The following is a 14,702-nucleotide window of genomic DNA, read 5'->3' on the forward strand; positions in this document are numbered from 1 at the left end:
TATTCCTAGTTATAACCTTCATTCTGAACCAGTTTCGGATTCACATCAATTTCGCGCTGCGGAATCGGAAGAATGAGTTTCGGCGAGTTGTACGGCAGCGTTCCGACATTGCCTTTGTTGCGTTTGATGTCGTATAAAGTATGGCCTTCAAAAGCAAGTTCAAGATGACGTTCCTTTAAGATAGACTCCAATGTAACCGTTGTCACAGGTTTCAGCTTTGCACGGGTGCGGATTACATTGATATCTGCAAGCGGTGTTGCTCCGATTGCTGTTCCCAGCCGGAAATTGGCTTCTGCCCGGGTGAGATACATTTCCGCAAGCCTGAATACGATGACGTTACCGAATGTATCAAGGAATTTTCGCGTAAATGTATTGTTGGTCGGGGTGATAAAGAAAGTTCCTCTTACGTCACCCGGCTCATAAAGGCTGATATGCTTTGGTAAAATCCTTATATCCCCACGTCCGGAAGTACCCGGAATATCAGAAATGGTTGTTCCGAAAAAGGTATTCATGTCATTTACTCCATCTTGCTGTGTAACAGTCATGGCAAATATATACTCTGCGGGACTGGAGCCTCCGTTATTCAGGAAAGTGTTGTACAACGATTCAAAATTCGGTGCAAGCGTAAACTGGCCCGAAGTAATTACTTCATTTGCCTCATCCCGTGCACCCTGAAAATTGGACTGCATCAGATATACACGAGAAAGCTGTGCAGAGGCAGCATATTTGGTTGCGTAAATGGTATTGGTTTCCGGTAACAGCGTCTTGGCCGCTGTAAGGTCTTCCAGAACCTGCGCATAAACTTCTGCAACGGAGTTTCTCGGAATTTCATTGGCTTCTGTTACAACGCGTGTTGGTGTAAGCACAATCGGAACACCCGGATTGGAAGCATTATCCCCGTCACCCCAGGTTTTAGCAAACAGTTTTACCAATTCAAAGTAAACTGACCCGCGTATAAAGCGTGCTTCGCCTTCAATACGTTGCCGCTTGTCTTCATCCACTTTGTCCAATGCCGAAAGTACATTGTTGCAGCGGTTAATCGTAACGTAGGAATCCCGCCAGGTTGCCGCCGCTGTCACATTGGCTTTGGTAATTTCTTTATTATACATTTCCAGCAAATTCTGGAAAGTTCCTCCGAATCCCAGTTCGCCGTTGTTGCCAAGCAATTCCGACGCATACTGAAATGCTCCGCCATAAACATCAATATCCTGCAGAGCGTCATAACAGCCAATCAATGTCACTTCTACATCTCGAGAAGTGCTTAGTGCCTGGCTTTCATCGATACTTTGTGTTGGCTGCACATCCAGTTTGTTATTGCAGCCAACGGTAAAAAACAATCCGGCGGATAATGCCAGAGAATATATAAATACTTTCTTTTTCATAGTTCTTTAATAATTAAACCTGATGCTATTAGAAACCGATATTAACGCCCAATAACAGCGTGCGCGGCTGAGGGGCTGTGTAAAAATCATTTCCAAGCGCAAATTTCAAATCCCTTTCACTCATGTCATCCGTATTTACTTCCGGGTCCCAGCCTTTATAGTTGGTAAAAGTGGCAAGGTTCAAAGCAGAGACATAAATGCGTATGCGGTCCATTTTGATCCGGCTCACAAGACTTGACGGAAGGTTGTATCCTAATGTCATTGTGCGAAGGCGAAGGTATGAACCATCATAAATATAGCGCGTGGATGCCTGATTGCCATTTCCACGGTAAAAACGTGCTTCCGGAACATTTGTGTTCGGATTTTGCGGCGTCCATGCATTCAACTGATCGGCAGTCTGGTTGTCTTCATAAATGCCGTTTGCAGAAGAATACTGGCCTACTCCGTAAAAATTGATTTTATTTCCTGCAACACCGTTAAAGAATACGTTCAGGTCAAATCCTTTATAAGAGAAAGTATTGGTAATACCGCCTACAAATTTCGGGTTCGGATTGCCCGCTGCTACGCGGGTAGCACTGTTATAACCATTGTTTGTTACGGTTGAACGATCCACTGTTCCGTCCGGATTGGGTGTGTTTTTATAGAAAAGGGCGTCTCCGTTTGCAGGATCAACACCTGCATACTCTACAGTATAAAAAACACCGACCGGCTGTCCTTCCATAACGCGGCTCATATTCCTCATTCCTCCTTCAATAATTTGTCCCTGAATGTCGATAACCTTGTTCTTGTTATTTGCGACATTAATGGAAGTGTTCCATTTGAATGCACCTACAAGGTTCTGTGTGTTCAGTACGAATTCAAAGCCTTTGTTTTCCAGCTTTCCAACGTTGGCAACCTGAGTAGAGAAACCTGTTGTATTTGGAACATTTACTTCCAGCAAAAGTCCGTTGGTCTTTTTTACATAGTAGTCGATTTCACCATTAATACGGTTGTTGAAAAAGCCGAAATCAATACCAAAATCAGTTTGCTTTGTGGTTTCCCATCTCAGATCAGGGTTGCTAAGCTGCGAAGGCCGCTGTCCGGCTGCCCCTGCGTAACCTGCATCTCCTGCATACAAGCCAAGCTGAGGAAAATCGCCGATTTCTGAATTACCTGTAGATCCGTAGCTTCCTCTGAATTTAAGAAAGCTTATGATGTTGTTGCTTTTAAGAAAGCTTTCTTCGGTAAGAACCCAGCCTGCAGACACAGACGGGAAAAATCCGTAACGGGAGTTTACTCCAAACCTGGAAGAACCATCAATACGCGCGCTTGCTGAAAGCAGATATTTATCTGAAAACTTGTAATTCAGACGTGCAAAATAAGACAGGAACCGGAAATTCGTTTCGGTCGAAGATCCGTCCGATTTGGTAGCAGCACTGGCAATTTTTTTGTAAGAATCGGAAGGGAACTGGGTTCCTGCAATGTAGCTGTACTTCGTTTGTGACTGCTGATACGACATACCCAATGTCGCTCCGAAAGAATGAGCATTGTGTATCTTGTCATATGAGATAAAGTTGTTGGTATTGTAATTGGTGACGAAAGTAGCATAGTTTTCACCCAGCCCACTACTTGCATTGCTTACATTGCGGATATTCTGACTTTGCCAGTAACCTTCCTCATTCTGGTTTAAAAGGTCAATGCCAAGCTCACTGCGGAATTTCAGATCTTTTGTAAAGTTAATCTGAGCATAAGCATTGGTAAGGTTCCGGAAAGAAGTAGCTACATAACTTGCGTACTGGATTGAAATCATCGGATTGAAGTACAATGGCACGTTCACGTCACCGGGAGGTGTTCCGGTAGGCAATCCCGTTTCAGGATCGGTAAACGGTGTCAAAGGCGTAAGCGCTGCCATCTGCAATGGATTTGAGAAAGCGTTATCTCCGGGCAAACGCTTGTTATTGGTACGTGCAAGTCCCATGGATAATCCGATCTGCAGCCAGTTATATGCCTGATGATCCAGGTTCATACGGGCTGAAAGACGATCCAGTTTGTTGCCGATGATGGTACCTTTCTGATCAAGGTATTGGCCTGATAAAAAGAATTTTGTTTTTTCACTTCCGCCATTTAACTGAAAGTCAAGCTGCTGCATTGGGCCTTTCTGAAATGCCTGATCCTGCCACAAATATTCCTTTTGATTTGGCGTATTGTAAGTGCCGAGGCTGTAATATTCAAGAAATCCGCCGGGGCCCAGCATGTATTGGGTGTAAGAATCCGGATCCGTTGTTTCAACACCGTCAATACGGTCGCGATTATTGGCAGCCATGGTATAAAATTTCACGTACTGCTCAGCATTCAGGAAGTCAACGCGTCTTGTGGCTTTGGATGAACCCAGCTGATAGTTGATGCTTACATTGGTTTTTCCGGCTTTGCCGCGTTTTGTTGTGATAAGTACAACGCCGTTTGCAGCACGGGAACCATAAATGGCGCCTGCGGAAGCATCTTTCAGTATCTCAATGGATTCAATATCATTGGAGTTGATATCGGATAAAGGGTTGGTCGCACCTCCGTTGTTGCTCAGGTCCGATGTCGTGATCGGCATTCCGTCCACCACGTACAATGGCTGGCTGCTCGCACTGATGGACGAATTGCCCCGGATACGCACATTGATTCCCTGCCCCAGTTTTCCCGAACCGCTGTTAACATAAACTCCGGCCGCACGTCCCTGCAATGCAGCATCCACGCTCGCAACGGGCATGTTCTGGATTTCAGTGCCTTTTACCTGCGCAATGTTTCCGGTAAGGTCGCGCTTGATCTGCGAGCCGAAACCGGTAACAACCACTTCGCTCAGATTACGCGAGTCACTTGCAAGCTTTACGTCGATAACCGTCTGGCTGCCTACGGTTATTTCCTGTGCAAGCATTCCTACAAAGCTGAATACAAGTACAGAGCCGTTTGATGGCACACTGATGGAATACGTTCCGTCGGCATCCGTCTGTGTTCCTGTTGTTGATCCTTTAAGCTGGACAGTAGCACCCGGCAATACAGAATCTTCGTCATCAGATGTAACTTTTCCGGTTATTTGCACACTCTGCCCGTAAGCGGACAGCCATGCACTCAATAAGCAGAAAATTACTGCTAGCAAAACTTTTTTCATAATAGTTAGATTTGGTTATTTGCTTTTATATTAAAACAAATATATCTCTATTGGCATAACAACCAAATGTTGTAATAAGATATTTGCTAATATCCCTTTTTTTATTACAATATATTTTTACAAAAAACGACTGTCGTGTTCGTCGGCAGGAATGAAGAAATTCCGGAAATCACGCAATTTCAGGGCTTGTTCAATTTTTTAAAAATTGGATTATTTACCAGTACCGGCCATTGCGGCGGGCAAACTGAAACCCTCTCTGAAAAATAAGCAGGTGATTGAAAAGGGCAGGAATGAGGCCGAAATGCTTGCGCAGAACATGAAATCTGTCCATCAGCGAGCGACGGTGATTTTTGACCGAAATGCCGCCCAGGAGGTATTTGCAAAGCAGAAAATCGAGGTACTGCACTTTATCTGAACGTTTCAGGATCTGAATTTCCCAGTCAATGTCCGCACTGAGATTCTGGTCGTCGTAATGAGGGGCAATCTCTTTTTTTGCGATAAAAGCCTGATGGCAAACTTTCATTCCGAATGCAAAATCCTGCCATTTCAGGTTTTTCGGAAGATCGTGCGGCGTGAACCGGCTTCTGAGCCCCACTTCATTTTCATCGTCTTTTACAAGCATGGCATCGCTGTAATACACATCCGCATGGCTTTCAAAATTCAGGAAAAGCTTTTTCATGACATTTTCATCGTAAATTTCATCGCCTGCATTCAGAAACCAGATGTATTTTCCGGTCGCAAGTGCAAGTCCTTTGTTCATGGCGTCATAAAGCCCGCGATCAGGTTCCGAAACGATCCTGGAAATAATCTGTTTGTGTTTTTCAGCAATTTCCAACGTTCCGTCCGTTGAATTTCCGTCAATAATCAGGTATTCGGTTTGGGACGGATTATCCGTATTTTTCAACGCCAGTTCAACGCTTTTCAGCGTCCGTTCAAGAAAGCGTTCTGCGTTGTAAGTAATCGTGATAATCGTAAGTAGCGGTGTCGTGTTCATTGTGCAAGTAAAGACTGATACAATTCCTGATACCGGCGGGCAATAACATTTTCTGCATACGAGCGGATAACCTTTTCACGCGCAAGCCTTGACAATGAATAACCGGTATTGTTATCCATAATCCATTGCATCCCTTCTGCAAGTGAATCGGACGATCCGGCTTCTGAAACATAGCCATTCACTTTATGATCGATCATTTCAGGAATGCCGCCCGTACTGAACCCTGCGACCGGCGTTCCGCAGGCCATTGCTTCCATAATCGTATTGGGCAGATTGTCTTCAAGCGACGGAACGGCGATTATATCCGCTGCATTATAAGCATTTACAAGTTCCTGCTGATCCGATATCTTTCCCAGATAATGAACGTTCGCCGGAAAGCCGGTAAAGTTTTCCGGGCGCGATTTTCCCAGGACAAGCACTTCGATTTCTGTGGAATTGCGGTTCAGTTTGGCAACGGCATCTTTGAAATAGGAAAAACCTTTCCGCGGGTCCTGCGTGTTGGCGCCGGCAAAAAGAACCAGTTTTTTATCCAGCGGTAAATTCAGCCTTGCACGTATTTCTGACTTGTCCAATGAAGTAAACAAACCGGTATCAATGCAGTTCGGAATACTCTGGGCATGTATATTTTTGGTTAAAGCGGCGCTTTTCACAATGTCATCGAGCCATTGGCTTGGCGATACAAGTGCCATCCGCGCATTGCCGTACATGGATCTTTTACGTTCAAACTGTGCAAATGACAAATCATACGCTTCCGGCCGGGCAAGAAACGGGCAGTAACGGCAGTGCGAAAGGAAATTTTCACATCCTTTGCTGTAATGGCAGCCGCCGGTAAAAGTCCACATGTCATGCAAAGTCCATACAATCGGTTTGCCCAGTGAAAACAGTTTTTCGAGAGAATGAAGCGACAGAAACCCGAAATTGATCCAGTGAAGGTGAATAATGTCCGCTTGCTGAACCAATGGATGCATACGGATGTCTGCGCCGATTGCGGCCGGCGAAAATGCAAACCGGACACTTTTATCTTTTTCATAAGGTAAAAAAAATGCCCTTTCCGCAACAAACCGCATCCATGCCTTTCGTGCCTGCCATTTGGTGTTCGCCAGGCCGTACACGCCATTTTCTTCATGCTGAACAGCCGGTACGAGCATGCCGGAATCGGATCCGGAACGGAGCAATGCCCTGTGCAGCCGGGTCGCTGCAACGCCGGCTCCGCCTTCCAGATGAAAAGTACTCAGGTGAAGCACCATTTGAATTTACTGCTTGTGTTCAGAAATGAGCGACTGATTTACAGGTCCGTTTTGCAGCCTGAAACCGGTGGCTTCATCATTCCCGGATAATGGGAATGAACTTATTGCGGTAAAATTAAATAGTTCTGCGGTTAAATAATCAGCTGTCGGCAATTAGCTTTCAGCAGCGAGGAAGATAAATATATAACAACGGGCAAATTGTAAAAACTAAAAATCTCAACTAATTTTAAGCAAATACTTGATTTTTATAGCTTCAAACTATCTTTATCAAAAATTAAGATTTCAGGAACAATGTCCAATGAAAAGCGGAGCCATGAGGCGCATTCCGGATGGTATGAAGTACAGTACGCTACACAGGAAGCGAAGGATAAAGCCATTGAGCTGTGGGAATATGACGAGGCAAACAAGACTATAAATTGCTGGATTCATCATCGTTTGCTGGATCTTACAAAACCGTTTGTAAGTGAGAAAAAATCGTGGCTTACGGTTGGGGACGGTTATGGATTTGATGCCAATTATTTTTTCAGAAAAGGGCTCGACGTAACTGCAACGGATATTTCCGGTACCTTTCTTCCTTTGTCGCAGTCGCATGGATTTTTTGAAAAATACTCGATTGAGAATGTTGAAAAGCTGAGTTTTGAAGACAACAGTTTTGACTATATTTTCTGCAAGGAAGCATATCATCATTTTCCGCGCCCGTACCTCGGCGTTTATGAGATGCTGCGCGTTGCGCGTGAGGCCATTATATTGATTGAGCCGCATGATCCGATTTCCAAAATGCCTTTGCTGCTGGCTTTAAGAAACATTTTTGACCGCTTTGATACTTCCCTTTTACAGAAATACTGGAAAAACAGGTATTCTTTTGAAGAGGTTGGAAATTATGTTTTCAAGCTTTCCGAACGTGAAATGGACAAGCTTGCGAACGGGATCGGACTTCCGATGGTTGCTTTCAAGGGCATCAACAATAATTACTATCATCCGGCTACCAGCAAGGAAAAAGCGGACGATTCTTCGCCGGCATTCCGGAAAATAAAGAAGAAACTGGCTGTTCATGACCTGCTTACAAAACTTTCGTTAATGCCTTCGCAAGTGCTTTGTGCCGTTATTTTCAAGAAAATTCCTTCGCAGGAAACGATGGAAGCCATGAAAAAAGAAGGTTTTCAGATTCATGTTTTTCCGCCAAATCCTTATGCCCGATAATTTGCAGGAACGTTCATTTTTATTCCCGCCAGCCAAAAATATTCAACTGTAAATCCATGGAATCATTTCCGCGGTAACGATGATTTGCAAATGGCCGCGTGCGGTGCTGATTGGTGTCAATAAAATACCGGAACCCGTTCTCTTCAAAAATTTTGATGGTTTCGGCCAGTCCCTGCGGATTTCCGATGTAGGAATGGAATTCAACAAAAAGGTTCTGAACGTGTCCGAGGTTTTCGCGGCAATCGGCAAGTACCGGCTGCTCTGCGCCTTCAATATCGATTTTCAGGAAGTCAATTCTTTTTTCTGCGAGTAAAAAATCCTTTAAACGGATTGAAGGTATTTTTTTCTTGTCTGAATTCGAATAAATGGAAGAAGAATCGGCTGCTTCGCTTCCAAACCAGACGCCGTTTTCATCCGTCCACACCGCTTTGTCAACAATGCGCACGCCGCTGATTTGATTGGTATTCAGGTTTTCACGCAGCAAGGAGGCAATTTCAGGTTCGGCTTCAAATGCAACAATTCTTGATTTCGGATACAATTCCTTGAAATACAAAATGCTCATTCCGACATTGGCGCCGCAGTCCAGAATGACAGGTTCGGCGTCCGGTGCCTGGAAAAAATAGAATTCATCCGCAAAGATTTCCTTGTACTGCCACAAAAACGACATACTATCCGGAACTTTAAGTTTGAACCTGCTGAACTGAACCGGCGTAAGCACATGCCTTTTGCTGTTTCCATACTGAAACAGCAACCTTAAAAACTCGCGATTGGAAGTTGTGCGCAAGGAATGATAAGGTTCTTTAAGCAAATAGCGAAGCCAGTACATAATTGAATTTCTTTATTCAGATCCCGTATTTGATCCGGTTTTTGATTTTTAAATAAAATGGAAGATGATAATAACGGCGAAAAGCGGTGATCATTTCCGGATCCGGTTTCAGCAAAGGATCAAATGAAACTTTGTCCGGATTCATTTCTTTTCCGTAATAACCCGTTTTAAAGGTAAAATTGGTCCCGCTTCCGTCCGTACCGATGTTTTTTATCTTGGATTTAACAGGATATACGCCGTATGCCTTGTTTTTGAACTGGCTGTACGTCCAGCGGATCGCCCAGGAATCAATCATGCCGAGCTGCTGCTTGGCGAGCATGGGCCAGAGGTCTTCGCCGCCTTGTGAAAATGCCTGTTTTTTGTCCGGATCATTTTTCAGCGAGTCAAAATCATTTACTTCCCAGTCCGCGTGCTGCCATCTGGATTTCCAAGTTCCCCAGCCCCACGAACTTGCCCGGGGCGCCAGATACAAATCATGCCTGTAAGCGGCAGGAACTTCAATGGGCGGACTGTAAGCCGTGACCGAAAAAACATCCTTTCTTTCCTGATAAATATGCAGGGCTTCATTCATGAAAGTCAGGAAATCGGGCGTACTGAGCATGTCATCTTCCAGCACAATGATTTTTTCATATTTTTCCAGAACGTCACTAACGCCCTTTATAACCGATTTTGCCAGGCCGTTATTTCTTTCTGCGGCAATTACCTTTACAGTTTTAAATCCCTTTATATCAGCAATGTAATTTCTTATATCTGCAATAAAAGGCTCATCCGACGGCAATTTCGGGCCGTCAGAATAAATAATCAGTTCACTTTGGGAAGCATGTGAATTGAGCTGCAGGGATTCGATAGTCTGCCGCAGATGCCAGGGACGATTGTAGCAAAACAGTACAACTGGAGCCAGATTTCCGGACAAGCCCATTTCAGCTTTTGTAAGCATCAATAATCAGAGAAGTATAGCCGAGCTTGCCGTTCTGGTTGCGGCTATCGTGATCTGCCGAACGGCGGATCATGCCGTCTTCCGGTTTCCACGGCGCTTTGTGAAATTGTCCGTTTTCATCAAAGTATTCCAGCAGTTTCACCGTAAACCCGATTTCCTGAAGAAAGCCGGACATCAGCTTGTAATTATACAGGATTTTATGGTCGTCTGCGCCGTTTCCGGTGCCGCCCGGCTTTACATAGTTAATGTACTCTTCGCTCGGATTATAGCCGTCGGGAACGGCAACGCGTAAAAAGCCGCCGGGTTTGAGATACGTATAGCAATGCTGAAATGCCAGCTTTCCTTCCGCTTCCGTCAGATGTTCCCAAACGTGCTCAGCCAGAATCCTGTCAATGGAATTTTCTTCAAAATATTTTTCCCAGTCGCTCCTTTTCAAAAGGTTGAGGGTTTCAATATCGGAATGTATCCAGCCCTTGTAAAGCGAAAACATGGAGCCTACGACCATATTTACCGGTTTGGTACGATCATACGTCATCAGCTGATACAAGCTGAAAGGCTGTTTTAAAACACCGGCAACAATTTTCTGCGTTAGCGACATCGGAATAAAATATTGAATGATAAAACGGCGTGTAAATGGCTGTTTTATTTTCCCAAAGATAGTAAAAGTTAAAATGGCAAAAGGCCGGCCTTATTTCATTTTCAAAAAGCTTGTTTTTACAAGGTTCCAGCCCGAGCGAAAGCCGCCGCTGATATCTTCCGAAACATTCCAGAGCAAAATTCCGCCTCCGAACAGGAGCGTGATCAGCAGCGATTTTGCAAACATGACTGCAAGCGATTCCAGAAGGATTCCATTTGCGGGATCGGGCACGAAGGATGCGGCAAGATAAGACACCATGGCAAGAACAATGACTTTCAGCGTGCCCGTTGTAAACGGCTGAATACCCATTTTGTACCTGATAAAAAGCAGTTTGACTACATTATAGGTTACGGTTGCAAAAAGTGCCGCCGCCGCTGCGCCGTTGTAGCCGTAAAGCGGAATGAGAAACTGGCTGCTTAAAAGAATCAGTGCAGTGAAAAAAAGCATGAAAACAATGTCGAAACGGTAAAAACGGGAATTGGTCAGTATTTCAGAATTCAGGCCCGTCATCATATCCGCAATCCTTGAAATCCCGACCATCAATACCACCCATTTGCCTTGTGAATAGATGTCGGATTTCGGGATAAGTCCGAAAATGGCATCGATATTGCACCAGATTCCGAGAAAGAGGAAAGAACCGATGATAAAAAGGTTAAGCGATGATTTTTTGTAAATCATATCAATATGCGCCAGGTCATTCCGGGCATATGCTCCGGAAATGATCGGTGCGCTGATCATGACAATGCTGTTCCTCGGAATGGAAATAACCAGTGCAATGCGCGAGGCAATGTCAAAAATGGCCGTGCTGCCGAGTCCGCCCTTAAAAGCGGGCAAAAGCACTTTTTCGATATGCGGAAGCAGCGCGGCACTGGCTCCGCCCAGCAAAACCCACAGCCCGTAGCGGTACATTTCGGAAAATGCAGGATGTTTTATAAAGCCGAAGTCAAGCGAAGTATACAAACGTTTCTGAAAATACAGGTAAATCAGCATGGCGACAATGGCCAGCGCGTAACTGACGACCGTAAGATTGACCATGGTGTCAAAAGAAATGATCTTGAAGCCGAAAAGAATAACGACAAGGCTGTTGGCAAGCCGCAGGCCGACTTCCCGGATCAAGGAAGGAACGGCAATGCGCAGATTGATCCTCGAATAGGATTCCAGTGCCAATAGATAAACCATACCGACCGTCAACGGAATGAAAACGTAATAATACCTGACGAGCATCGGGGAATGATCCAGATAAAATTTCAGGTAAAGCGGCTTGAAGAGAAGATAAAGGATCGCAAAAGCCGCCAGCCCGACAAGTGGTGTAATGATTATAAAAGTAAAAAGCTGCCTGCGCGATGCATGATCCTGAAACCGGCTGTGAAAGCGTACGGCCACGGAAGGAACGCCAAGCAGCGCAAATGACATGTAAATAACCGGAAAAGTAAGCAGCGTGGATGCGTACAAACCCAGCTGTTCCTGCGTAAGAAACTGGTTATAAAGTATCAGGATATTAAAAATGCCTATAATAACCCCGATATAAGAAACAATGGAGCTTTTAAATCCCTGCCGTACGATAATCCCCATTGAGGTACTACTTGGTTCACAGGGCGAAATAAGACAAAAAGCATAAGATAGCCTAACGATAATTGGCGATAACTTCACAATGACAGTAATTATAACTTGGGCCTGAAAACTTAAATTATGAATCTTTGAAAGTTCTGAATATCGTTGGCGCACGTCCCAATTTCATGAAAATAGCACCGATTCACAGGGCATTTATGAAATACAGTGACATCAGCTCAAAAATTGTACACACCGGCCAGCATTATGACGCACGCATGTCCGGCCTATTTTTCAGGCAGCTCGAAATGCCCGAACCGGATTATTTTCTGGGCATAGGTGCAGGCTCGCACGCGCAGCAGACGGCCGGGATTATGCTGGAATTTGAAAAAGTGATTTACAGGGAAAAACCCGATCTGGTCGTGGTGGCCGGTGACGTGAACTCTACGCTGGCTTGTGCATTGGTTGCCGTGAAGGAACAGATTCCCGTTGCGCATGTGGAAGCAGGTTTGAGAAGCGGCGACAGGCGCATGCCGGAGGAAATCAACCGTATCATGACGGATTCCGTTTCGGATCAGTTGTTCATTACCGAAAATGCAGCGCTTGTCAATCTGAAAAAAGAAAATGTGGATGAAAGCAAAATTCATTTTTCAGGCAATGTCATGATTGATTCGCTGCTTTATTATCTTCCAAAAATCAAAAAGCTGAATATTCCGGAAAGCATCGGCGTGGCCCCGAACGCTTACGTGCTGATGACCATGCACCGCCCGGCAAATGTGGATGGTGCGGAAGGGTTGAAAAAAATCCTGCAAGTTGTAAAGAAAATTGCCATGCTAAAAAAGGTTGTTTTTCCGGTTCATCCGCGCACTTTGCAGCATATGAAAATAACTGGTTTGAAAAAGGAATTTGAAAACATTGCCGGTCTCAAAATGCTGGAACCGCAAGGATATCTGGAATTTCTTAACCTTACATTACATGCCGCTTTGGTGCTCACGGATTCGGGCGGCATTCAGGAAGAGACGACTTTTCTTCAGATTCCGTGCATTACGCTGAGGGAAACCACGGAAAGGCCAGTTACGGTGGAATCGGGAACAAATTATTTACTAAGCAGCCCGGATGCTGAAGACGTTGTAAAACTTGCCCATGAGATTTTTGCAGGAAATGCCAAGAAAGGCATTATTCCGGCGCTCTGGGATGGAAAAGCTGCGGAAAGGATCGTTTCGGTTTTAAGAGAAAAATACATTAATTCGTACGTTTGTGGCAATTAACCGGCAATTGGCTGAAATAGAATGATCAAAAAAATAAAGAATAATGCCTGGAACGTTCTGAACGGGATGGGTCTGGGCGGAAGTGTTCAGCTGATTCTGGATGGCGCCTTAAAGCAGTACGGCTGGTTCAGAAGCTTTCATACCAAGCAGTCTGTGGACGCCAACGGCGACCCGCTTCCGTGGTATACGTATCCGTTTATTCTTTTCCTGAAACCCCGCATCAAGCCCCATTTCAACGTTTTTGAATACGGATCGGGCAACTCTACAAGATGGTATGCAGCGCGTGTGAAGCATATTACGGCAGTAGAACACGATGCCGACTGGATTAAACAGATCAGTCCGAAGCTTCCGGCGAATGCAAAAGTGCTGGAAAAGCCTTTGGGCGAATCTTACATCAAGGCAGTAAAATCAACAGGCGATTTTTATAACATTATTGTTGTCGATGGCCGTAACAGGGTAAAATGTGCCGTTTTTGCTGCCAGTTATCTTACGCCGGACGGCGTTCTGATCCTCGATAACTCGGAACGGGAATGGTATAGCAAGGCAAAGGAATTTCTGGCTGAAAAAGGCTTCCGGCGGCTTGATTTTATCGGAATGGCGCCGATTGTAGGCATTGAAACCTGTACAAGTGTGTTTTACAGAGACAATAACTGTCTGGGCATCTGATCTAGAATTTCTGTGAATAAGTGATTTTAACACATGCTTCTCCGCCGACGTTCTGTTTGAACCGGCTCAACGACGGCTTGTGAATGCCGTTGCCGTCAGCAGAAATGCCAAGATCAAGCATGCTGATCTGCTTTTCCTGACAAAACCGGTAAATAGTTTCCAGTAACAGGACTGTCGGACTGAATTGCCGGTAACTGCAGAGATCTGCCGGAAGGAAGTTGTACAAAACACGTTCGTTAACACGGACGGTCAGTGAAAGTGCAATAATCCGGTCAGTATCTTTCACAGTAAAAATTTGAAAATGATCCGGGAATACGTTCAGCAGCAGCTGCATTTGCAGCAAAGGAACCGAAACGGCATAGCCTTTCTGCAGGCGGCATTCCTGAATAAATTCGTAAGCGGTCTCATAGGAAACAGTAGAATCCGGACCGGAGATAAATTTTGCATCCACGGCTTTTCTTAATCTTCGCCTTTCGGCGGCAGCGATGCGGTTGCAGAATGGAACCGGACTGACCGGGATAAAATGACTGGAATAAGTACTTTCCGGAATAAAACCGGCATTCATGTAACAATTATGATAAAAAATGTGCATTTTCAAATCATAAGCCGAAGGAGCCGTCTTGATCGTCATTTTTTTTCCGGAAAATAGATTAACCCATTTTTTTATGCAGTTTAGAAGGAAAGTAATCTCATTTTCATTACATTTCCCATCAGACTGGATTCCACCGAACGGAGCGGCCAGCGGTGAGTACCAATTATCCTCCGGATCTCGGGTGCAGTGAAATACCGCAGCAGCATGTTCAGCATTTTGACGAAAAAGCATAAAAGTGTATATTTCACCTGAAGCTTGCGTCTGAATATGTG

At 44.8% G+C, this 14,702-nt stretch carries 12 protein-coding genes; 3 read left to right on the forward strand and 9 right to left on the reverse strand.

Translation table 11 applies throughout. The features are described 5' to 3' along the window. Positions 1-5: 5 nt before the first annotated feature. From FEM33_RS25535 to FEM33_RS25550, 4 genes are all read right to left on the reverse strand, one after another. Complete coding sequence (locus FEM33_RS25535; RefSeq protein WP_139014806.1) at positions 6-1,382, reverse strand: RagB/SusD family nutrient uptake outer membrane protein; 1,377 nt, start codon at positions 1,380-1,382, stop codon at positions 6-8. A 28-nt stretch (positions 1,383-1,410) separates the two neighbouring features. Beyond that, the gene (locus FEM33_RS25540) at positions 1,411-4,515 is read right to left on the reverse strand and encodes a SusC/RagA family TonB-linked outer membrane protein (RefSeq protein WP_139014807.1); all 3,105 of its coding nucleotides are present in this window, start codon (positions 4,513-4,515) and stop codon (positions 1,411-1,413) included. A 214-nt stretch (positions 4,516-4,729) separates the two neighbouring features. Beyond that, positions 4,730-5,509, reverse strand: coding sequence for a glycosyltransferase family 2 protein (locus tag FEM33_RS25545; RefSeq protein WP_139014808.1), 780 nt, complete (start codon positions 5,507-5,509; stop codon positions 4,730-4,732). After that, entirely contained in the window at positions 5,506-6,756 is a 1,251-nt protein-coding gene (locus tag FEM33_RS25550; protein WP_139014809.1) for a glycosyltransferase family 4 protein, read from the reverse strand. The genes FEM33_RS25545 and FEM33_RS25550 overlap by 4 nt, the downstream gene beginning before the upstream one ends. Before the next feature lie 291 nt (positions 6,757-7,047). On the opposite strand from FEM33_RS25550, the gene FEM33_RS25555 reads away from it, so the two are divergent. Next, positions 7,048-7,956, forward strand: a complete 909-nt coding sequence (locus tag FEM33_RS25555; protein ID WP_139014810.1) for a class I SAM-dependent methyltransferase — start codon at positions 7,048-7,050, stop codon at positions 7,954-7,956. A 19-nt stretch (positions 7,957-7,975) separates the two neighbouring features. Here FEM33_RS25555 and FEM33_RS25560 read toward each other — a convergent pair whose 3' ends face one another. From FEM33_RS25560 to FEM33_RS25575, 4 genes are all read right to left on the reverse strand, one after another. Beyond that, positions 7,976-8,782, reverse strand: coding sequence for an FkbM family methyltransferase (locus tag FEM33_RS25560; protein ID WP_139014811.1), 807 nt, complete (start codon positions 8,780-8,782; stop codon positions 7,976-7,978). 16 nt (positions 8,783-8,798) lie between these two features. After that, positions 8,799-9,719 carry a glycosyltransferase gene (locus FEM33_RS25565; RefSeq protein WP_229214422.1) on the reverse strand — a complete coding sequence of 307 codons (921 nt, stop codon included), beginning with the start codon at positions 9,717-9,719 and terminating at the stop codon, positions 8,799-8,801. Further along, entirely contained in the window at positions 9,703-10,317 is a 615-nt protein-coding gene (locus FEM33_RS25570; RefSeq protein WP_139014812.1) for a class I SAM-dependent methyltransferase, read from the reverse strand. The genes FEM33_RS25565 and FEM33_RS25570 overlap by 17 nt, the downstream gene beginning before the upstream one ends. Positions 10,318-10,407: 90 nt before the next feature. Beyond that, positions 10,408-11,928 (reverse strand): lipopolysaccharide biosynthesis protein, encoded by a 1,521-nt coding sequence (locus FEM33_RS25575; RefSeq protein WP_139014813.1) that lies wholly within the window; start codon positions 11,926-11,928, stop codon positions 10,408-10,410. A gap of 125 nt (positions 11,929-12,053) precedes the next feature. On the opposite strand from FEM33_RS25575, the gene wecB reads away from it, so the two are divergent. Next, a complete protein-coding gene (wecB, locus tag FEM33_RS25580; protein ID WP_139014814.1) occupies positions 12,054-13,172 on the forward strand; it encodes a non-hydrolyzing UDP-N-acetylglucosamine 2-epimerase in 1,119 nt (372 codons plus the stop codon). 21 nt (positions 13,173-13,193) lie between these two features. Continuing rightward, positions 13,194-13,838 carry a class I SAM-dependent methyltransferase gene (locus FEM33_RS25585; RefSeq protein WP_139014815.1) on the forward strand — a complete coding sequence of 215 codons (645 nt, stop codon included), beginning with the start codon at positions 13,194-13,196 and terminating at the stop codon, positions 13,836-13,838. A 1-nt stretch (position 13,839) separates the two neighbouring features. On the opposite strand, the gene FEM33_RS25590 is transcribed toward FEM33_RS25585, so the two are convergent. Continuing rightward, a complete protein-coding gene (locus tag FEM33_RS25590; RefSeq protein WP_161597229.1) occupies positions 13,840-14,469 on the reverse strand; it encodes a GNAT family N-acetyltransferase in 630 nt (209 codons plus the stop codon). Between the last annotated feature and the right edge of the window lie 233 nt (positions 14,470-14,702).

The organism is Dyadobacter flavalbus (assembly GCF_006149045.1).
GTDB classification, from domain to species: Bacteria; Bacteroidota; Bacteroidia; order Cytophagales; family Spirosomataceae; genus Dyadobacter; species Dyadobacter flavalbus.